The organism is Kitasatospora hibisci, from assembly GCF_043950205.1.
Classification (GTDB): Bacteria; Actinomycetota; Actinomycetes; order Streptomycetales; family Streptomycetaceae; genus Kitasatospora; species Kitasatospora hibisci.
Genome location: NZ_CP171642.1, coordinates 8,146,520 through 8,166,798 on the forward strand (window position 1 = coordinate 8,146,520; position 20,279 = coordinate 8,166,798).

Sequence of the window (20,279 nt, forward strand, 5' to 3'; positions counted from 1 at the left end):
CGAGCCGGCTGTCGGGCCTTTGGGAAGTCTTTCCATCATCGTCTCGCCGCGGGGGGCATACCACAACCCTCCGTCGGCGTCCACATGGGGCGAAATGCCGGAATGCGGAGCCTGCGGCGGCCGTGACGGGCCATCGGCCACCCTCCGCACTTGAACGACTACGCGCGACGCCGTGTCATCGCGCCACTGCGATGGGTGGTGGCGCAGCGTCTTCGTGGCGGAACCGTTTTGCCTGCCAAGCCTGTGAGGCTGTACTGTTTCTTCTGCCGACGCGGGGTGGAGCAGCTCGGTAGCTCGCTGGGCTCATAACCCAGAGGTCGCAGGTTCAAATCCTGTCCCCGCTACGAGAATGAACGGCCCGGAACGAACTGTTCCGGGCCGTTCTGTTCATGTGCGCGTGGAACGCGTTCGGGAACCGCGGCGGCTTCGGGGCCCGTCGGTCCGAGGTGCACTGTCCGGGTGGCCCGGGACCGCGGGCCGGATCATCGAGCGGATCCCCCGCGACCGCTCAGGAACCTCCGGACCGGCTCACCGGGCCAGGCGCGCCACGGCCAGGGACAGCGCGCGGTCGAGTGCCGCCTCGGCGTCGCACGGCACGTCGGGCCGGACGCCGGTGCCCTCCCAGTTGGTGCCCGAGACCGGGTTGACCGCGCGGGCGACGGGCACGCTGAGCTCCAGGTGCGGGTGGACCGTCCAGCCGTCGCGCGGATGTGCGCCGCCCCGCGTGGCCTCCCCGACGACCTCGGCGCGCCCGAGCTGTTGCAGGTCGTAGGCGAGCTCCTCGGCCGCTGAGAAGGTGCTTCCGCTCGTCAGCACGAAGAGCGGCTTGTCGGCGCCGAAGCGGGCACCCGGGACGAACGGGGGCGACCAGGACTGTGCGGCCGCCTCCCCCTGCCGCGAGAGCATGGTGTTGAGGTGGGTACGGCCGTCGAGCAGGTAGCCGCAGACGAAGGCGACGGTGTCCGGATCGCCACCGGTGTTGCGGCGCAGGTCCAGGATGAGGGCTCGGGCGGGTGCCACCAGTGAGAGCGCCGCGGCCAGTGGCTGCGCCGCCCAGTCCAGCGGGAATATCTTGGGTGCGATCTCCAGGACCGCGACGCCGGCGTCGAGGAGCTCGACGCGCGGAACACCGCTCAGGGAGGCGTCGAATTCCCTCCGCATCGCGGCGAGTACAGCCTTGCCCTGCTCGTGCGGCACCGGCACGGCGTGGTACTTGAGGGCCAGGTGCAGGTCGCCGTTGGCGGACCTCAGGTCCGCGGTGACGGCTTCGGCCAACTCCTCGGCGGATTCGACCCGGTAAAGGCCCTCGGCACTCCGGCTCCGCAGCAGCGACGCCAGTTGCCGGGCGACATCGGGGAAGACGTAGTTCCCGGCGACGAGGTCGGCGATCGACTCGACGACGGCGGCGGTGTCCAGTGCGGGTGACGGTGTGGTGGAGGTCATGGGAGGGAGTAGACCAGCGACTTGCCAAAGCGTCAAACACACTTAACGCTTGATCGGGTGAGCCGACAACCAGGTGAAGACCTCCAGCGGATCAGCACTCCCCTTCAGCACACCGCACTCGCCCACCCGATGCGCCAGCGCCTGCTCTTCGCCCTGAGCGCCCGGCCGTCGACGATCAGTCGGCTCGCCGTGCAGCTGGGGGTGAACAAGGGCAGCGTCTCCCACCACCTCAGGGTGCTGTGCGGGGCGGGGCTGGTCCAGGACGCGGGAACACGACGGGTGCGCGGCGGCACCGAGAAGTACTACCGGCGGACCGCCGAGCGGCTCCTGGTCGCCGAACCGCAGGCCGAGGGCACGGCCGCGCTGCTCGGAGCCATCGCCCAGGAGCTGGACCGCTCACCCGTCGACCACCTCCTGACCGTGCGTCACCTCCGGCTCGGCCCGGCCAAGGCGGCGCGGCTCGCCGAGGCGCTGGCCGCACTGGTCGACGAGACGGAGGAGGACGGGGAGGGCGAGCCGGTGCACGGTCTCCTGGTGACGCTCTACCAGCAGGCCGGCGGGTAGGACCAGTGGGGATGTCGCCCGGCACCCCGGCGGGCCGGGGTGCAGACGAGGCCCGGACCCGCCGTCGTCGAGTGGACGGGGGTTCACCGCGGGCCGGGTTCGGCCGGGCGGTGGGCGACGGCGAGCAAGTGCATGCTGGTGAAGACGAGTTCGGGGTGGGCGTCGGCGAAGCGGGCGGCGGCGAGGGCGGCTTCGAGGGCGTCCGCGCCGAGGTCCCTGGCTCCGGTGTGGCGTTCCTCGGTGCGCAGGGCGGTGAAGGCGGGGCCCTGGACGCCGTACACCGCCGGCTCGGACAGGCCGGCCCGACCGGCTTCGTCGAGGAGTTCGGCGGGGGAGTGGTAGTAGCTGGTGGGCCCGTCGGCGCGGTGGAGCAGGCCGGTCGTGGCGACGTCCAGGGCAGCGGTCGCGGCGGGGTCGAGCAGCCTGGCGTACCGGTTGAGGGCGGCCGCGGCGACCAGGCCGCCGGGGCGGACGACGCGGAGGGCCTCCTGCCAGGCACGCACTCGATCGGCGGCCTCCGGCAGGTGGTAGAGCGGCCCGAGGAGCAGGACCGCGTCGAACGAGGCGTCACCCTGCGCGAGTCGACGCGCGTCGCCGACGGTGGCGGTCAGGCCGAGGTCGCGGGCCTGGCGGACGTGCCGCTCCACCGCGTCGACGACGACCACGTGGTGGCCGTCGTCGGTGAGCCACCGGGCGTGGACGCCCGGCCCGCCGCCGACGTCCAGGACCGCCGCGGGCGGGGGCGGGAGGTGGGCGCGCAGGATCTCCCGGGTGCGGAGCAGTTCGAGGGTTCCGATCGTTCGGCCGGAGGTGAGGCGGCCGGCCTCGTCGCCGTCCGCGTAGAACGCGGCGAGGCCGAGGAGCGGCGCGTCGACCGGTCGGCCGTCCACGATGCCGGGCGGGGCATCGGCCGGTCCGTCGGGCGGTCCGTCGGATCGATGCCGCGTCATCGGGGTCCCTTCGTGAACTCCCGGCCGCGGACGGGGGATCCTCCGGCGTGGCGTGGCGTGGCGCGGCGTGGCGTGGCGCGGGTCCGGCCCCGAACCCTGTGTCCCGAACCCCGTGTGCCGGAATCGCGGCCGCCCGTCGAAGGCATACCCCGCCGTACTCCTCGGGAGTCGGCGGGTCAGGTCGCCGGCTCACCCGGGCGGGTCAGGTTGGTGCCGCTGCGAGGGTCGAAGACGTGCATCCGGGACGTGTTGATCGACAGGTCCAGCCGGGCGCCCTCGGAGGCGCGGGTCGCGGTGTTCAGACGGGCGACGAGACGGTGCTCGCCCATGCCGGTGTCCGCCCGGCCGGAGTCGGCGGCGATCTCGGCGAGCTCCTCGGAGTGAGCGGGGCCCCCGGTCTCGGTGAAGTGCACGTACACGTCGGAGCCGACGGACTCGCGGACGTCCACGGTGACGGTGCAGACGGGATCGCCGCCGTGGTCGTCGACGAGAGCGGCGTCCTCGAAGTCCTCGGGGCGGATGCCCACGATGACGTCGCGCGGTGCGTCCGCCTGCTCCAGCGCGCGGCGTGTGCGGTCGTCGACCGGGAGGTCGCCGAGGGAGGTGCGCAGGGCGCTCTGTTCCAGTGTGGCGGCGAGGAAGTTCATGCCGGGCGAGCCGATGAAGCCGGCGACGAAGAGGTTGACCGGTGCGTCGTAGAGGTGCTGCGGCGAGCCGACCTGCTGGACGACGCCCGAGCGCATGACGACCACCCGGTCGCCGAGGGTCATCGCCTCGACCTGGTCGTGGGTGACGTAGACGGTGGTGGTGCCCAGGCGTCGCTGGAGTGCGGCGATCTGGGTGCGCATCTGGACCCGGAGCTTGGCGTCGAGGTTGGACAGCGGCTCGTCCATCAGGAACGCCTTGGGGTCCCGGACGATGGCGCGGCCCATCGCGACCCGCTGGCGCTGGCCGCCCGAGAGGTTGGCCGGCCGGCGTTCGAGGTGCTGGGTCAGGTCGAGGATGCTCGCGGCCTCCTCGACCTTGGCCGCGATGGTGGCCTTGTCCACCTTGGCGAGGCGCAGCGCGAAGCCCATGTTGTCGCGGACGCTCATGTGCGGGTAGAGCGCGTAGCTCTGGAACACCATGGCGATGTCGCGGTCCTTGGGCGCGCGGTCGTTGACGACCTGTCCGCCGATGCTCAGGGTGCCCTCGGTGATGTCCTCCAGGCCCGCGATCATGTTGAGGGTGGTGGACTTGCCGCAGCCGGAGGGGCCGACGAGGATGACGAACTCGCCGTCGGCGATGGTGAGGTTGAAGTCGCGGACGGCGAGAGCGCCGTCGGGGTAGCGCTTGGTGATGCCGTCGAGGACGATCTCGGCCACGGTTCGCCTTCCTGGTCCCGCCCGGTCGGGGGCGGTCTCATCCCTTGACTGCGCCGGCGGTGAGGCCGGCGACGATGCGGCGCTGGAACAGCAGGACGAAGATCACGATGGGAATGGTGATGACCACCGCCGCCGCGGCGATGGACCCGGTCGGCTGCTGGAACTGCGAGCTGCCGGTGAAGAAGGCGATGGCCGCCGGTACGGTCCTGGCCGAGGTGGTCGAGGTCAGGGAGATGGCGAACAGGAAGTCGTTCCAGCAGAAGATGAAGACCAGGATGCCGGTGGTGAACACGCCGGGAGCGGCCAGCGGGGCGATGACCAGGCGGAAGGCCTGCCACGGGGTGGCGCCGTCCACCTTGGCCGCCTTCTCCAGGTCCCACGGGATCTCGCGGAAGAACGCCGACAGGGTGTAGATCGCCAGCGGCAGCGAGAAGGTCATGTACGGGATGATCAGGCCGATCCAGGTGTCGAAGATGCCCAGCGCGCGCTCGATGTTGAACAGCGGTGAGACCAGCGAGATCGGCGGGAACATGGCGATCAGCAGCGAGACGCCGATCAGCAGCCGCTTGCCGGGGAACCGCAGCCGGGCCACCGCGTAGGCGGCCATGGTGCCGAGGACGACGGCGATGGTGGTGGCGATCACCGAGATGCCGATCGAGTTGACCAGCGCGCGGGTGAACTCCGAGGTCTTGAAGATGCCCCGGTAGTTCTCCCACGTCCACTCGCGCGGGATGAAGTCGCCGTCGGTGAGGGTGCTCGGGTCCTTGAACGAGAGCGCCACGATCCACCACACCGGGAACAGTGCGTACAGGATGACGATCAGGTTGGCGAAGCCCCAGCTGGTCAGGGTACGGGTGCGGCTGCTCATCGGCGCTCCGGCTCTCCGCCCGGCGCGGCGGCGCCGAATAGCTTGATGAAGACGAAGGCGATGACCGCCACACAGAGGAAGATCAGCACCGAGATCGCCGACCCGATGCCCAGGTTCAGGGCGGTGAACAGGTTGTCGTAGCCGAGGATCGACACCGATCCGGTGTCGTTGGCTCCGCCGGTCAGCACGTAGATGTTGTCGAAGATGCGGAACGCGTCCAGGGTGCGGAACAGCAGGGCGACCAGGATCGCCGGCTTCATCAGCGGCAGGACCACCAGCCGCAGCCGCTGCCAGAACGTCGCACCGTCGACCATCGCCGCCCGGACGGTCTCCTCCGGCACCAGGGCCAGGCCCGCGAGGAGCAGCAGGGCCATGAACGGTGTGGTCTTCCACACCTCGGCCAGGATGATCAGGCCGATCGCCTGCCACTGGTCGGTCAGCGGGGCGCTTCCCTCCGGCAGCAGTGCGGCGAGGTAGCCGATGCCGGGCGTCCAGGCGTACTGCCAGGAGTAGGCGGCGACCACGGTGACGATGCCGTACGGGATCAGGACCGCGGTGCGCACGGTGCCGCGGCCGAACACCGCGCGGTGCATCACCAGGGCGAGGGCCATGCCGAGCACCAGCTCGATCGCCACCGAGACCACGGTGATCAGCACGGTCACCCACAGCGCCTGCCACCAGAACGGCGAGGTGAGCACCGCGCCGTAGTTGGAGAGTCCGACCCAGTGCGCCTCCTGCGGGAACCGGAGGTCGTAGCGCTGCAGCGAGAGGTAGATCGCGTAGATGATCGGGTAGGCGGTGACGGCCAGCATCACGACGGCGGCGGGCGCGCAGAGCAGGAGACCGAGTCGGCGTTCCTGACGGGCGCCCTCGGAGAGTTCCGCGGTCTTCTTCCCGGCCCGGTCGCCGAGTGCGGTGGCAGGTGTCACGGGATCAGCCCCTTGGAGCCGAGGGCGTCCTCGATCTGCCCGCGGAGGTCGGCCACGGTGCTCTCCGGATGGATGTCGGCGGGCGGCGAGAGGGTGTGCGAGACCGCGATGGACACGTTCTGGTACGCGGGGGTCTGCGGTCGCACGCTGGCGTCGTCCAGCGCGGCCAGCACGTCCGCGGCGAACGGGTAGCTCTCGGTGAGCTCGGCGGCCTGGTAGAGGCTGCGCAGGGACGGCGGCAGGCCGCCCTTCAGCGCGTTGGTCAGCTGGTTCTCGCGGTCCCGCAGGCACAGGGTGGCCTCGAACGCGAGGTCCGGGTGCTTGCCGTAGGCGCCGACGGCCAGGTCGATCCCGCCGATGGTGACGGTGGCCGGCCGGTCCGGCAGCACCGACGGGTACGGCGCCCAGCGGAAGTGCTGGAACAGCTCGGGCTGGTTGGCCTTCATCGACGGGTAGACGAAGGGATAGTTGAGCTCGAACGCGGCCGTCCCCGACTCCATCGCCAGCCGGTTCTGGTCCTCCATCTGGTTGGGCAGCGAAGGATCGGCGGCCGCCGACGTCGCGGTGTCGTGCATGACCTGTGCGGCCAGCACCGCCGGCGGACCGAGCGACGGCGCCTGCGCGTCCGGCGTGAGGATGGAGCCGCCCGCGCTGGTGACCAGGGTGTTGAACCACACCGTCAGGCCCTCGTACTGGGCGCCCTGGATCTCCACGTAGTGCGGCTTGCCCTGTTCGGCCAGCGCACCCGCCTGGGCGAGCATCTCCGCCCAGGTCTTCGGCGGGGTCGGCACCAGGTCGTCCCGGTACCAGAGGAGCTGCGTGTTGGAGTTGTACGGGGCCGCGAACAGGCGTCCCTGCCAGGTCGCGGTCCGCACGGCCGCGTCCAGCGTGTCCGCGGTGGCCTGCTCCTTCATCGGCCCGGTCCACTCGCGGATCCAGCCGGCCTCCGCGAACTCGGCCGGCCAGGTCACGTCCAGACCGAGGATGTCCACTTGGGCGTCGTGCGCGGCCATCCGGCGCACCAGCTGCTGGCGCTGGCCGTCGGCGCCGCGTGGCAGCTTGTTGTAGTTGATGGTGTACCGGCCGCCGGACTGCCGGCCGCAGCGGTCGGCGGCCTGCTGGAGGGCCCCGGAGTCGTCCGGGAAGTTGTACCAGTTCAGCGTGACCGGTCCGCCCTGTCCGCTGCTCCCGCAGCCCGTCAGGGTCTGCGCGAGCACGAACAGACCCGCAGCGGCGGTGGACCACCGTGAGCGGAACCCGCGGATACCCGGCATCGCTCTCCCGGAACTGTGGCGGACGGACTCGACGACGCTAGCCCGCCGCCGCGCGCGGCCGCGTCAGCCGTGGGCCCGCCGCGCCGGGCGACCAGCCGAACGGCGGAGCCTCCGACAGGGCGTCACGTGCCCGTCAGTACTCGCTCTTCAGAACGAAGTACGAACCGCGGATGGTGCCGGCGAGCTTCGATTTCTGCCGTGCGAACTTGAATCGCGAGGCGAGCTCCTCGGGAACCTCCATCCCGTCCGAGAGCTTGAAGCCGACCGCCCGCTTCTTGGGGTCGTCGATGGTGTACATGACGTTGATTGAAAGACCGCTCTCGTAGAAGACGTAGGCCATGCGGATGTTGTCGACCTGGAAGGCCGTGGCTTCGAGGGGCCGGGACGAGATGACGATCTCGCGTTCCTCCTTGAGGATCCGGTGCACCCAGTCGACCACCGTCGCGGCCTCGCTCGCAGGCTCCACCGTGAAGACGTGGTCGTACTTGTTCTTGAAGTAGCGGGCCTCGTTCGCCCGCAGGCCGGCGAGCGCCTCCGCGACGGGTGACGACTCCAGACCGACGGTCGAGACGGTGTCGAAATCCACGGTGTAGGACATGGCGGATCCTTTCTCGTTGCCGCGGGTGGCTGACCGAATCGCCGGCCGGGCGCCGAGTGGTGACGGCCGTGGTCCGCTCGTCGACGCGGCGGGAAGGTGCGACGCGGTGATCGTATGCGGCGTCGGCGACGATGACCGGCCGGCAGGGCGGGTGTGCGCCGGAGTTCGCTCCAGCGGCACCGGAGCGGCTCGGAGAGCGCCCTTGCCCGTTCGCGAGCCCCTGCTCCGGCCGGCGTGATCGGTGAGGTTTCCGTCCCGGCCGTGCCGCACATCGGCCGGTTCTCGACGGTCCGGGGCCCAAAGGCCGCGCGCGAACGTGCCGCAGCGGGTGGAGACCTCCGGCATTCCGGGATCCGGGCGGCGGGGGCCGGCGGAATCCGGACAATCCGCCGTCGGCTGTTTGGATCCCGGGGGACTTCGGCAGTGTGAATATTGAATGCTCTCCTGCGGTCCCCGCCCGCCGACCCTACCTCGGTGGCCGAAGGCAGAAAAGAGATGCCATGGACGATTTCGACGGCGAAACCTCCAAGCGCAACCCCGTCTTCTGCATCCTCGTCAACGCCCCCCTCGACCTCGACCGCGACGACCTCGGCCACCCCGACCACCCGGACCTCTGGCAGCGACTTCTCGCCGACCGGCGGCCCGTTCACCGGCGCGGGCTCTACTGCCCGGACTGCCTGGCCGTCCGCGGCGTCTCGGCATGGATGTACGTCTACGAACGCCGGGGAGTGCGCATAGCCGCGCACCACAACCCCCACCACGACGGCCACCACGGAGAGAGCGACGAGCACAAGGCGTACAAGGAACGCTACGCCCGGGCGGCCGAGAGCGGCGGCCACACCGCCGAGGTCGACGCCGTCGGTGCCGACGGCAGGAGGCGTACCGGTGTCCTCGTCACCGGCGCCGGCGGAAGGCGGTTCGGATTCGACGCGCAGCTCTCCTACATCTCCGCTGCGACCGCGCGCAGCCGCGACGCCGCCGCGAGCGCCGACGGGATCACGACGGTCTGGCACACCGTGGACCCGAAGTCCCCGCTGATCGACGTCGTCCGCTGGACCCGCGCGGACGACCTGCCGGCAGCCGCGATACGCGACGACCGCGACCTGCTGGTCCGCGGCGGGGTGCGGACCCTCGACCTGCAGCTCTGCGAGCGCATGCCCGCGCCGTGCCCCGAGCGCCGACAGGGGAGCTGCGGGCGCCGCCACCCGCGGTGGAATCCGCGGCCACGGCAGTTCGACGAGCTCGTCAGGGACATCGCGGACGGCGCCTACGTCCCGCTCACGGTGCAGGCCGGCCGTGCGCTGCACCGCTTCTGGGCGCCGGCCCCGGACCTGGAGACGTACCTCGACAGCGGCGGCGCCCTCGCCGGGGACGACCACGCGAGACAGGGGGCGGCGACCCGGAGCGCCGCCCACGGGAGGCGGCCGCGGGACACGCAGTGCGCGGTGGACCGGGCCGCACGACGCACGCGGCGCTTCGGGCACGTGCCGCCGCGGGACGGTGGCGGTGCCATCTGGCTCCCCGCGGCCGGCATCCCCGCGCCGATCCCCCGACCGCCCCTGGTCTCGGTCCGCGAAGGGGTCTGCTCGGCAGGCCGTACACACTGCGGGGCCGAGGCCCGGCTCTACCCGGCCGGTTGGCTGTGCGACGCCCACCGGCCGGGTGCGAATCGGCGGTAGCCGGTCTCCAGGCCGGGACCGGCCGGTGTTCGGGGGCGCCGGTCCGCCCGAGCCGTGCCCGCTCCCCGACGAGCCGCTCGTCGTCCTGCGGAACTCGTGGCCGCCGGGTGTGCGATGTTCGTCGAGAGTGTCGCCGTGGCGGCTCGCCGTCCGTAGGATCGGGCCCGCCGCGCAGGGAGGCGGGCCTCGTCGGCCGCGCCGGGGGAGGGAGGGCGCCGCAGTGCGATTCGCCGGTGTGGGTCTGACGCGGGACGGCTACCGGATCGCCGTGGTGGACGCCGACGGAGGACCGGCCGGTCCGGTCGAGGCGTACCGGCGCTGCGCCGTGGAACGGCCGGTGGCCCGGTTGGTCGAGCTGGCGCGGCGGGCGCCCCACGGCCTCGCGGTGGTGGTCGACAGCGGCAACGGCATCCTCGACAGCTCCCTCACGGCGGCCGGCGTCGCCGTCCTCCGCGCCGACCCGCCGCTCCTGGCGGACGGTCGTGTCACGGCGGAGGCGCTCGCCGAACTGGGTGCCTCACGGCCGGAGTCGCTGGTGGCGCTCGGGGACGGCGGGTGGACGATGAGCGGGCGCGAGGAGGGGATCCGCGCCGCGGAGGAGGCCTCCGCGGCGGTCGGGCGGAGGCTCGGCGCGCAGGGGCGGCTCCTGCACGGTGGGGAGGGGGCGGCGCCGCTGGTGGCGCTCACCTTCGACGACGGCCCGCACCCGGAGCACACCCCGCGGATCCTGGACGTGCTGCGCCGCCACGAGGCCCCGGCCGCCTTCTTCTGCATCGGCCTGCACGCGCTGGCGTACCCCGGCGTGGTGCGCCGGATCGCCGCCGAGGGCCACACGCTGGGGAACCACACCTGGTCGCACGCCTATCTGCCGGACCTCGGCCCGATCGAGCTGCGGCGTCAGCTCTCCTTCACCGCCGAGGCCATCGCGGCGGCCGGCGGCGGCCCGTTGCCGTGGTTGCGGCCCCCGTACGGCGGGCGCAGCCCCGAACTGCTGGAGCGGGTGGCCGAGTCGGGGCTGACGACGGTGCTGTGGGACGTCGAGACCAACGACTGGGCGCGGCCCGGGCCGGAGGTCGTCGCCGAACGCGTGCTGCGGCAGGTCCGGCCCGGCTCGATCGTGCTGATGCACGACGGCGGTGGCGACCGGTCCCGGACCGTCGCCGCCCTGCCCGCGGTGATCACGGGCCTGCGCGAACGCGGCTACCGGCTGGTCGCGCTGGAGGAGTTGGCGGCCGGGCGCGCCCGCACCTCGGCGAGGTAGCCGTCGACGTCCTCTGCCCGTGCTTGGCGGCATTCCACGAGGCCGGGCCGGAGCCGTCCGCCGGCCTGACCGCCGAGCGGTCACCGCGCCGCGGCAGGGAGGGCACCGACGCCTGAGCCGGCTGCGTGGGCGGGCGGCGGAAGGCCGCGTGAGGGCTGTCCGCCGGCCACCGACAATTCGCTTGCGTCCGGCTCGGGACCGGATATGCTGTGCCCGTCCTCATGACTTCCGCGGTCGGAGCTTCTCTCCCCGCGGTGCCGGGTGAGGTTTTGACGAAGAGGAGGTGTGTCCGAATGGTTGCCGCCCTGTCGCGGCGCGCCTTCGTGTGCGCGCCCTACGCCACTCTCTTCCGTCATTCGCCCACCGGCTGACGACGCGCCATCATCGGCGCCACGGTGGGCCGTTCCTCTGGAGCCACCGCAGTGCGCGAGCGTTACACCGACAGCGATTCCTTCTCCCGTATCCGCCCCAAGGGCGGTCCTCGGCGCGGCCGCCGGTCCGACCGGTTCGACGACGCCGACTTCCAGCACCCCGAATTCGCCTCCTTCGAGGCCGATTTCACGCACTTCACCGATGACACGGGGGCCGTCGAGGCCGCCGTGTCCCACGAGTACTCGGCGTACCCCGGGTACGCCGAGCACCCCGCCCGCAGCGAGGACGCCGGCGTCCTCCCGGCCCCGGCCGCCGAGGGTCCGGCCGGGGGCGACCGCTGGTCCACCTGGGACCAGTCCACCCCCACCGAGAAGGGGCCGGAACCGCGCCCCGACTGGGTGGTCACCGAGCTGGCCGCCGTCGACACCGAGCTCGGGATCGTCAAGACCGGCAAGGAGGCCGACGTCTTCCTGCTGGAGCGCGGAGTCCCGGGCACCGGGCGGCGCACGCTGATGGCCGCCAAGCGCTACCGCGACGCCGCCCACCGGATGTTCCACCGCGACTCCGGCTACCTGGAGGGCCGTCAGCACAAGGAGTCCCGGGTCAGTCGGGCGATGGCCAAGCGCACCGCCTTCGGCCGCGAGGCGATCGCCGGTCAGTGGGCGGCGGCCGAGTTCGGCGCGTTGTGCCGGCTCTGGTCGGCCGGCGTGGCCGTGCCCTACCCGGTTCAGATCACCGGCACGGAGATCCTGATGGAGTTCGTCGGCACCGCCGACGGTACGGCCGCGCCCCGGCTCGCTCAGTTGCGCGCCGAGGATGCGGACGTCGAGGACCTCTGGGGGCAGCTCGGCCGCAGCCTCTCGGTGCTCGCCGCCGACGGCTACGCCCACGGCGACCTCTCCGCGTACAACATCCTGGTCCACGAGGGCCGGCTGGTGATCATCGACGTCCCGCAGATCGTGGACGTCATCGCCAACCCGCGCGGGCGCTCGTTCCTGGAGCGTGACGTGCGCAACGTCGGGGCCTGGTTCGTCTCCCGAGGCCTGGCCGAGCGGCGCGTCGACGAGCTGGTCCGCGAGCTGGCCTTCGACGCACGGCTGGGGTGAGCCGGTGCGCGCGGACGGCGGGGCGGGCCGGTCCCCGGCGAGGGGACCGGCGCCCCCGGCCCGCCCGCCCCCGGCCCGGCCGCCCCCGGCCCGGCCGACGGCACGCCGTGCCGGACCGGGGGCTGCGGTGCACCGCCCGCCGCGCGCCCTCAGGCGAGGTCGACCAGACCGCGGTAGTCGTCGCTCCACAGGTCCTCGTCCGCGTCGGGCAGCAGCAGGACGCGGTCCGGCCGCAGGGCGTCGACCGCCCCCGCGTCGTGGGTGACCATCACGATCGCCCCCGGGTAGTCGCCGACCGCGGCCAGCACCTCGCCTCGGGAGGCGGGGTCGAGGTTGTTGGTCGGCTCGTCCAGCAGCAGGACGTTCGCCCCGGAGTGGACCAGCCCCGCCAGGGCCAGCCGGGTCCGCTCCCCGCCGGAGAGGACGCCGGTCGGCTTGTCGGCGTCGTCCCCGGAGAACAGGAACGCGCCCAGCACGTGGCGGGCCTCACCGTCGCTCAGGTGCGGCGCGGCGGCGGCGAGGTTCTGCCGGACGGTGCGCTCCCGGTCGAGCGTGTCGTGCTCCTGGGCGAAGTAGCCCAGGCGCAGACCGTGCCCGTGGACCACCCGTCCGCCGTCCGGCCGTTCCGCGCCGGCGAGCAGGCGCAGCAGCGTGGTCTTGCCCGAGCCGTTGAGCCCCAGCACCACCACCCGGCTGCCGCGGTCCACGGCCAGGTCCACCCCGGTGAGGACCGGTCGGCCGCCGTAGGACTTCGCCAGGCTGATCGCGCCCAGCGGCGTCCGGCCGCACGGGGCCGGCTCGGGGAGCCGGATCCGGGCGACCTTCTCGGCCTGCCGGACCGGTTCCAGCGCGGCGAGCATCCGGTCCGCACGGCGGGCCATGCTCCTGGCCGTGACGGCGGTGGCCGAGCGCGCCTTCATGCGGTCCGCCTGGGTGTGCAGCGCGGCGGCCTTGCGCTCGGCGTTCGCCCGCTCCCTGGCCCGGCGGCGGGCCTCGGCGTCCCGCTGCGCCAGGTAGCCGGACCAGCCGGTGTTGTGGATGTCGATCGCCGCCCGGGTGGCGTCCAGGTGGAAGACCCGGTTGGCGAGGTCGGCGAGCAGCCCGGTGTCGTGGCTGATCACCACCAGGCCGCCCCGGTGCCGCAGCAGGAAGGTGCGCAGCCAGGTGAGTGAATCGGCGTCCAGGTGGTTGGTCGGCTCGTCCAGCAGCAGGGTCCCGCCCTCGCCGGCGAACAGGATCCGGGCCAGCTCCGCCCGGCGCTTCTGCCCGCCGGAGAGGGCGCCGACCGGTTCGCCCAGGGCGTGCTCCGGCAGCCCGAGACCGGCGGCGACCCGGGCCGCCTCGGCCTGGGCCGCGTAGCCGCCGCCGGCCTGGAACGCGGCCTCGGCGCGGGTGTAGGCGTCCATCGCCCGCTCCAGCGTTGCCGCACCGCGGGCGTCGGCCATCGCGGCCTCGGCCGCGCGAAGCCCGCGCAGGCTCTCGTCGAGCCCGCGCGCGGACAGGATCCGGCCGAGGACGGTGACGGACGGATCGGCGGCGTGCGAGTCCTGGGGGAGGAAGCCGACCGGCCCGGTCCGGGCGATCGCCCCCGCGGCGGGCGCCGTGTGGCCGGCGAGGGCGGTGATGAGGGTGGTCTTTCCCGCGCCGTTGCGGCCGACCAGGCCGATGCGGTCGCCGGGGGAGACGGTGAAGGAGATGTCGGACAGCAGCAGGCGCGCGCCGGCGCGCAGCTCGACACCGCGAACGGTAAGCATGGGATAACGCTCCGAAATAGCAAGAGGACGCACTTCTGGTGTGGAAGCGGGTCCTCAGCTAGGAGATTCGGGGCGTAGACATGCGGCCACCGTAACAGGCCGGCGCGGCACCGCGCACGTGCCTTTCGCGGCGCTGCTGCTGTCGCGCTGATGCGCGGTGCCGGGTGGGGGCGGGTGGGGCACCACCGGCTCCGTGCGTCGACCCGCGGCCGCCGCCGACCGGCGCGGCCGCCCGCGCCTCCGCCGTGATGCGAGCCGTGTGACCTGCTGCGGACACCCCCGGGACCGCCCCGGCACCCCGGTGTGAGAGGGTCGGCGCCCGGACACGAGGAGGCGCCGATGCAGGAGAGCTGGTCCGGGGCCGCGGGCGGCCCCGGCAACGGGTCGGGCCCGGGTGGTGCCTCCGGGCCGGGGAGCGGGGCACTGCCGGGGAGCGGGGCCGCGCCGGGCGGGCGGGTTCTGGTGGTGGACGACGACGCGGCGATCCGGCGCAGTCTGGAGCGCGGCCTCCGCCTGAGCGGCTTCTCGGTGGCCCTCGCGGAGGACGGCGAGACGGCCCTGGCCCGGATGACCGCCGACGCGCCGGACGTCCTGGTCCTCGACGTGTCGATGCCCGGCCTCAGCGGCGCCGAGGTCTGCCGCAGCCTGCGCGCCCGCGGCGACGACATCCCGGTCCTGATGCTCTCGGCGCTGGACGAGCCCGCCGACCGGGTCGCCGGACTGCAGGCCGGCGCCGACGACTACCTCGTCAAGCCGTTCGCGCTGGAGGAACTGGTCCTGCGGCTGCGGGCCCTGCTGCGCCGCCGCCCGCCGCAGCCGGACGACCGCGTGCTCGCCGGACCTCTCGCCATCGACCCGGGCACCCGTCAGGCCCACCTGGACGGCGAGGAACTCAGGCTCACCCGGCGGGAGTTCGAGCTGCTCACCCACCTCGCCCGGAACACCGGCCTGGTCCTCTCCCGCGAGCAGCTGCTGGAGCGCGTCTGGGGCTACGACTTCGACGTCCGCAGCGACGCCGTCGACACCTTCGTCAGCTACCTGCGGCGCAAGACCGAGGCAGGCGGGCGGCCCCGGCTCATCCACACCGTCCGGGGCGTCGGCTTCGTGCTGCGGCTGCCGGACGGAGCCGACCGTCCGCCCGCCGGCGCCGTCCGGGTCACCGGCCCGAGTAGGTCCGGTCCGCGGTGAGGCTCTCCACCCGGATCGCGCTCTGGGCCGCCGCCGTGGTGCCACTCCTGGTGGTGCTCGCCGGCCTGCTGCTCCTGCCCCTGGTCGGCCGCGACCTGCGGCACCAGCAGGACGCCCGGCTCAACGACCGCGCGGCCGCCCTCCTGCCCGGCGTGCGGGCGCTGGTGGCCGCCGACAGCAAGGGCCGCCCCAAGGTCGAACAGAACCAGCAGCGCAAAGTGGTGGACGCCGCCCTCGACCTGGGCGTGCGGGTGACCGGCGCGGACGGCGCGGTCCTGCTCTCCGTCGGCCCGCAGCCCGACGGCCCCGGTGCCTTCCCGGCCGCGCCGGGCGGCCCGGTCACGGTGCGGGAGCACGGCACCGCCTGGCGGGTCCTCACCGTTGCCGTCACCACCGCCGGTGGCACGAACGGCGGCCCCGCGAGCTCGGACTCCGGCCTGTTCCAGGTGGTCACCCCCACCGGGCCGGCGGACCGCGAAGCGGCCGTGGTGCGGCGCCGCGTCCTGCTGGTGGCCCTGGTGTCGGCGCCGGTCTCGGCGCTCATCGGCTTCGCGCTCGCCGAGCGGGCCACCGCCCCGCTGCGCCGCCTCAGCAGCCGCGCCGCCCTCCTGGACCCGGCGGGACCGGTCCCGTCCGGTGGCACCGGTCCCGCGGGCGGGCCGGGCGACGGGCCGGGCGGTCACGGATTCGCCGCCGAGCGGACCGGGACCGCCGAGGTGGACGAGCTCTCCGCGGCCCTCGCCCTGTTGCTGACCCGCTACGACGAACAGGCCCGGCGCACCGCCCGGGCCCTGGACACGGCCCGCTCGTTCTCCGCCGACGCCTCGCACGAGCTGCGCACCCCGCTGATGAGCCTGCGCACCAACCTCGACGTGCTGGCCGCCCACCCCGACCTGCCCGCCCTCGACCGGGCGGAGATCGTGGCCGAGCTGCGGGAGGACCACACCCGGCTGCTCGACCTGCTCACCGCGCTGAGCACCCTGGCCCGGGGCGACCTCGTCCAGCTGGAGGCGTTCCAGCCGGTCGACCTCGCCGAACTCGTCGACGCCGCAGCCGACGAGGCCCGGCGCCGCCACCCGGGTGCCGAGTTCACCGTGGAGGCCCCGGAGGAGATGAGGGTGTTCGGCTGGGAGTCCGGCCTGCGGATCATGCTCGCCAACCTGCTCGGCAACGCCGCCGTGCACGGCCGCACGGCCACGGCCCCGGCGCGCGTCGCCGTGCGGCTCGCCGCCGCGGGTCCGGCGGCGCGGCTCACCGTGGACGACACCGGCCCCGGCGTCCGGCCCGAGGACCGGGAGGCGGTCTTCCAGCGGTTCCACCGCCGGCGCGACAGCCCCGGCTCGGGCCTCGGACTCACCCTCGTCGCCCAGCAGGCCGCCCTGCACCGCGGTACGGTCGGCATCACCACTCCGCCCGGCGGCGCCGGCTGCCGGGTCGAGGTGATGCTGCCGCTCCCGCGTCCGGACGCGCCGACCGTCGAGCTGCCGGCCCGCGGGGACTGGATTGCCGCCCGGGGCCGCTGACCACCGCCCCCGGGGGCCGTCCCCGTTCCACAGGGATTCCACAAGAAGCATCCCTACGCTCCTGGACACCACCTCCGGTCGGCCGGGCCCGTAGCCGGCCGACCGGAGCCCTCGACGGCGAAAGGACGATGCCTCATGCCCGCTGCCAACCTCCTCCCCGCCGGCCGCCGGATCGCCGCAATCGGCGCCCTCGCCCTGGCCGGCTCGCTGCTCGTCGCCGCACCCGCCCAGGCCGACGGCGGCAAGGGCTCGCCGTCGGGCGCCCCGGCCGCCGCGACGACCCCGAAGGGCGACGGGGCCAAGGGCATCTGCAAGCGGCTGCCCAGGACCGAGGAGCGCGTCACCAAGGCGCTGAACCGGATCAACGGCGACGCCACCGTGGTCGGCTCGGTCGCCCGCCTGGAGCAGCGGGTCGCGAACGCCAAGTCCGCCGGCCACGCCGAGATCCAGACCTACCTCAGCGACCGTCTGACCGCCCGCAAGGCCATGGTCACCACGCTGCAGACCCGGCAGAAGGACCTCAAGTCCGTGGCGACCTGGTGCGCCGCGCAGGGCGAGGGGTCCGGCAAGTGAGCCGCCGCCCCGCCGCGGCACTCGCCGCCGTGCTCCTCGCCGGGGCCGCCCTGCTCACTGCCTGCGGTCCTGCCGGCGGCGACGGGGACGCCAAGTCGGACCGGTCCGACAGCTCCCAGGTCGACGACATGCAGCAGAAGCTGGACGCCGCCGAGAGCGCCGCCGCCCAGGCCGACGCCGACGCCGCAGCCGACATCGGCTGACCCGGGCGTCTCGGCAGGGCAGCCCTGGCCGTCACGGCGGGGCTGTCCTGCGGGCGACGCCGTCCGGCCGGACCAGGGGCGGGGCGTGCGCGCGGACGGCCACGGCGACGCGTGACCGACTCCGGACCGTCCCGCCCGTCAGCGGGCACCGACCGGTGTGACTTCAACGGGAAGTCTGCGAGTCCGTCCCTCTTCGACCTGGGGTATCGACTTGTAGTTTGCGATCCGTTCCGAGCGTTACTTTGCGAGGTGCCGTCCGGCGCCGGTGACCGTCGGTGACGGATCAAACTGTTGGCAGGCAGCAAGGGGTTGAACAACAGCGGTACAGCCGTCCCTCCAGGTCTCCGGAGGGAGAGGCACGGTGAGCGGTGGCGTCGTTTACTGGCTGTCCGGGCGGTCGATCGCGTAGACCATCGGATTCACCAGAGAGTCGCCGACCTTCTGCCCGTCGTCGCACATGACGTACACGGCGTCACCGAGGACCTGGGCCCAGCGGACCATGCGCTGCGGGAACCGGACCGGGCGGCTGCGCCGGCCGCTCACCGGGTCGACCAGGACGAGGTCGGAGTCCGAGCTGAGTGGGGAGAAGCACCAGGGAGGGCCGGGGCGGGCGGTGGCCTTCCAGTTCTCAGGCATGACGTCCCGCAGGTCTGGCGCGTCCCAGAGGGTGGTGCCGTTGCGGATGTCGACAATCCGGTTGCCGGGGTTGAGGGTGTTGTACCGGAGTTGCAGGGCGGTGTCCCACCGGCGAATCACCAGCGTGCCGGAGATGCCCCACAGTCGGCGACCGTAGGTCAGGTCCCAGGCGCTTGAGGTGTACGTGTCCGCAAGGGACTGCCCGGCGACCAGGCCGTACTCGGGGACGACCTGACCGCCGGCCTGGAGCGGTCCGAGGACCTCGCCGTCGCGGGCGGCGACGACATGGAGCTCCTTGCTGCCATTGAAGAAGATCCGGTCGTCGGTGGAGCCGGCGACCCCGTCCTCCTCGCCGCCGTCCGCCGGTCGGTGGCTCCACAGGTCCTGTCCGGTGTCCGGGGAGACGGCGAGCCAGCGTTCCTTCCAGTCGTCGAGCAGGACCGCACCACCGGCCAGGTCGAGGTGCCTCAACTGGCCCCGGTCCCTGCGGATCACGTACGTCCACACCACCGCGCCGTTGGTGGGGTCGAGGCGCCAGACGTGCTTGCCGTAGCCGACGTACAGGGCGTTGTCCGCAACGACGATGTGGTGAGCGCCGTCGCTCACCTCGCCGCTGCCAATACTCAGCTCCCGAGACCAGCGCGCCTTGCCGGTGACGATGTCCAGGCACTTCACCGTGTCACCGTCGAGGACCAGGATCGAGTCCGAGGAGAGGCGCAGAGCGTCGTCGATCGGAGTGGCCTGGCCCGGATACGGCCACACGACCTTGCCGGAGCGCGCGTCCCGGGGGCCGGCGTTCGTCATGAGCAGGGGGCCCACCTGGCCGGACGGCACGTCGTTGCCGGGCACCGTCCAACGCGGTCGGACCGGTTGGGCGGTCGCCCCGGGGGAGGCTGCCGTTGTCGCCCCACCGCCGCTGCCCGAGCCCTTGCCGCCGTCCAGGAACCGGGGGACGAGCGCGGCGGTAGCGCCACCCGTCACAACGGCGACGCCCACGCCGAGCAGTACCGAGCGTCGGCCTACCTTCCGGTCGTCGGCCGGCGCGGCTGATCTGGGTGGGTTGCCGGGTTCGGCTGGTTCGGCGCCGACCGGTGGGAGGGGTGGCCGTGGCGGCGGCGAGGGTCGTGGTGCCGGACCAGCGGTGGGCTGCGCGCCGAGGAGTGCGGCCACCGCCCCGAGCCGGGCCGCCGTCTCTGCCGCCGAGGCGGGGCGCTGTTCCGGGTCCTTGGCGAGCAGTTCGGCGACCAGGGCGTCGAGCTCGGGTGGGAGGTCCGGCCGGCTTCGGGATGGCGGTTCTGGGATCTCCGAGGCGTGGGCGACGAGCTGGGCGAGGAGCTCGCGGCCGGCGAAGGGCGGGGCGCCGGTGAGCAGGTGGTGCAGGAGGCAGCCCAGGGAGTACAGGTCGGAGGCGGGGCCGAAACCCTGGCCGTGCGCCTGCTCGGGACTCATCCAGGGGGCGCTGCCCAGGACGCTGTCGGTCCGGCTCAACTGCTCCAGGCCGAGGGCCGGGTGGAACCAGGCGATGCCGAAGTCCAGGACCTTGACCGTTCCGTCCGGGGTGAGGATCACGTTCGCCGGCTTGATGTCCCGGTGGACGATGCCGTGTTCGTGGGCGAAGGCGAGGGCGGCGCAGACCTGCCGGGACCAGTCCACGGCGCGGGCGGGGGAGGGCGGTCCGTCGGAGGCCAGAACTCGGTCGAGGGTCCGGCCCGGGGCGAGCTCCATGACGATGAAGAGGATGTCGCCATCCTGGTCGAAGTCATGCACCGTCACGACATGAGGGCTGTCGGAGAGTCCGGCGGCGGCCCGAGCCTCGCGCCGCAACCGGGCCGCCGCCTCCACCGCGACCCCGGGGCCGGCGGCGATGGTCTTGACGGCCACGGTTCGATGCAACACGAGGTCCTCGGCCCGCCACACCACCCCCATGCCACCGGCCCCGAGCTGCCCGGTCAGCCGGTATCGCCCTGCCAGGATCTGACCTGTCACCCGTCCCC

Annotated in this window: 17 protein-coding genes and 1 tRNA gene; 9 read left to right on the plus strand and 9 right to left on the minus strand. The window is 73.2% G+C overall.

Annotation, left to right across the window (positions count from 1 at the left end):
- Positions 1-270 precede the first annotated feature (270 nt).
- A tRNA-Met gene (locus ACF9IK_RS35350) sits at positions 271-344 on the plus strand.
- Between the two features lie 184 nt (positions 345-528).
- On the opposite strand, the gene ACF9IK_RS35355 is transcribed toward ACF9IK_RS35350, so the two are convergent.
- Positions 529-1,443 (minus strand): S41 family peptidase, encoded by a 915-nt coding sequence (locus tag ACF9IK_RS35355; RefSeq protein ID WP_395298145.1) that lies wholly within the window; start codon positions 1,441-1,443, stop codon positions 529-531.
- A gap of 57 nt (positions 1,444-1,500) precedes the next feature.
- Here ACF9IK_RS35355 and ACF9IK_RS35360 point away from each other — a divergent pair, with 57 nt between their 5' ends.
- Positions 1,501-2,007 carry an ArsR/SmtB family transcription factor gene (locus ACF9IK_RS35360; RefSeq protein ID WP_395298146.1) on the plus strand — a complete coding sequence of 169 codons (507 nt, stop codon included), beginning with the start codon at positions 1,501-1,503 and terminating at the stop codon, positions 2,005-2,007.
- Between the two features lie 83 nt (positions 2,008-2,090).
- Here the strand turns inward: ACF9IK_RS35360 and ACF9IK_RS35365 are convergent, their stop codons facing one another.
- The 6 genes from ACF9IK_RS35365 to ACF9IK_RS35390 form a co-directional block, all read right to left on the minus strand.
- Positions 2,091-2,957, minus strand: coding sequence for a class I SAM-dependent methyltransferase (locus ACF9IK_RS35365; protein WP_395298147.1), 867 nt, complete (start codon positions 2,955-2,957; stop codon positions 2,091-2,093).
- A gap of 176 nt (positions 2,958-3,133) precedes the next feature.
- On the minus strand, positions 3,134-4,321 hold the full coding sequence (locus tag ACF9IK_RS35370; protein ID WP_395298148.1) for an ABC transporter ATP-binding protein: 1,188 nt from the start codon (positions 4,319-4,321) through the stop codon (positions 3,134-3,136).
- Positions 4,322-4,358: 37 nt separating this feature from the next.
- Entirely contained in the window at positions 4,359-5,189 is an 831-nt protein-coding gene (locus tag ACF9IK_RS35375) for a carbohydrate ABC transporter permease (RefSeq protein WP_395298149.1), read from the minus strand.
- Entirely contained in the window at positions 5,186-6,118 is a 933-nt protein-coding gene (locus ACF9IK_RS35380) for a carbohydrate ABC transporter permease (protein WP_395298150.1), read from the minus strand. Before ACF9IK_RS35380 ends, ACF9IK_RS35375 begins: the two co-directional genes overlap by 4 nt.
- Complete coding sequence (locus tag ACF9IK_RS35385; RefSeq protein ID WP_395298151.1) at positions 6,115-7,335, minus strand: ABC transporter substrate-binding protein; 1,221 nt, start codon at positions 7,333-7,335, stop codon at positions 6,115-6,117. Before ACF9IK_RS35385 ends, ACF9IK_RS35380 begins: the two co-directional genes overlap by 4 nt.
- Before the next feature lie 190 nt (positions 7,336-7,525).
- Positions 7,526-7,990, minus strand: coding sequence for a phage tail protein (locus ACF9IK_RS35390; protein ID WP_395298152.1), 465 nt, complete (start codon positions 7,988-7,990; stop codon positions 7,526-7,528).
- Between the two features lie 500 nt (positions 7,991-8,490).
- Between ACF9IK_RS35390 and ACF9IK_RS35395 the strand changes: the two genes are divergently transcribed.
- The 3 genes from ACF9IK_RS35395 to ACF9IK_RS35405 all read left to right on the plus strand — a co-directional run bounded on the left by ACF9IK_RS35395 (position 8,491) and on the right by ACF9IK_RS35405 (position 12,408).
- Entirely contained in the window at positions 8,491-9,669 is a 1,179-nt protein-coding gene (locus tag ACF9IK_RS35395; RefSeq protein ID WP_395298153.1) for a hypothetical protein, read from the plus strand.
- A gap of 235 nt (positions 9,670-9,904) precedes the next feature.
- Positions 9,905-10,930, plus strand: a complete 1,026-nt coding sequence (locus ACF9IK_RS35400; RefSeq protein ID WP_395298154.1) for a polysaccharide deacetylase family protein — start codon at positions 9,905-9,907, stop codon at positions 10,928-10,930.
- 422 nt (positions 10,931-11,352) lie between these two features.
- On the plus strand, positions 11,353-12,408 hold the full coding sequence (locus tag ACF9IK_RS35405) for a serine protein kinase RIO (RefSeq protein WP_395298155.1): 1,056 nt from the start codon (positions 11,353-11,355) through the stop codon (positions 12,406-12,408).
- Positions 12,409-12,557: 149 nt separating this feature from the next.
- Here the strand turns inward: ACF9IK_RS35405 and ACF9IK_RS35410 are convergent, their stop codons facing one another.
- On the minus strand, positions 12,558-14,162 hold the full coding sequence (locus tag ACF9IK_RS35410) for an ABC-F family ATP-binding cassette domain-containing protein (RefSeq protein ID WP_395298156.1): 1,605 nt from the start codon (positions 14,160-14,162) through the stop codon (positions 12,558-12,560).
- 339 nt (positions 14,163-14,501) lie between these two features.
- On the opposite strand from ACF9IK_RS35410, the gene ACF9IK_RS35415 reads away from it, so the two are divergent.
- The 4 genes from ACF9IK_RS35415 to ACF9IK_RS35430 all read left to right on the plus strand — a co-directional run bounded on the left by ACF9IK_RS35415 (position 14,502) and on the right by ACF9IK_RS35430 (position 17,649).
- Entirely contained in the window at positions 14,502-15,350 is an 849-nt protein-coding gene (locus ACF9IK_RS35415) for a response regulator transcription factor (protein WP_395298157.1), read from the plus strand.
- The gene (locus ACF9IK_RS35420) at positions 15,347-16,873 is read left to right on the plus strand and encodes a sensor histidine kinase (RefSeq protein WP_395298158.1); all 1,527 of its coding nucleotides are present in this window, start codon (positions 15,347-15,349) and stop codon (positions 16,871-16,873) included. Before ACF9IK_RS35415 ends, ACF9IK_RS35420 begins: the two co-directional genes overlap by 4 nt.
- Before the next feature lie 135 nt (positions 16,874-17,008).
- Complete coding sequence (locus ACF9IK_RS35425; protein WP_395298159.1) at positions 17,009-17,446, plus strand: hypothetical protein; 438 nt, start codon at positions 17,009-17,011, stop codon at positions 17,444-17,446.
- A complete protein-coding gene (locus ACF9IK_RS35430) occupies positions 17,443-17,649 on the plus strand; it encodes a hypothetical protein (RefSeq protein WP_395298160.1) in 207 nt (68 codons plus the stop codon). The genes ACF9IK_RS35425 and ACF9IK_RS35430 overlap by 4 nt, the downstream gene beginning before the upstream one ends.
- Before the next feature lie 378 nt (positions 17,650-18,027).
- On the opposite strand, the gene ACF9IK_RS35435 is transcribed toward ACF9IK_RS35430, so the two are convergent.
- Positions 18,028-20,271, minus strand: a complete 2,244-nt coding sequence (locus ACF9IK_RS35435; RefSeq protein ID WP_395298161.1) for a protein kinase domain-containing protein — start codon at positions 20,269-20,271, stop codon at positions 18,028-18,030.
- Between the last annotated feature and the right edge of the window lie 8 nt (positions 20,272-20,279).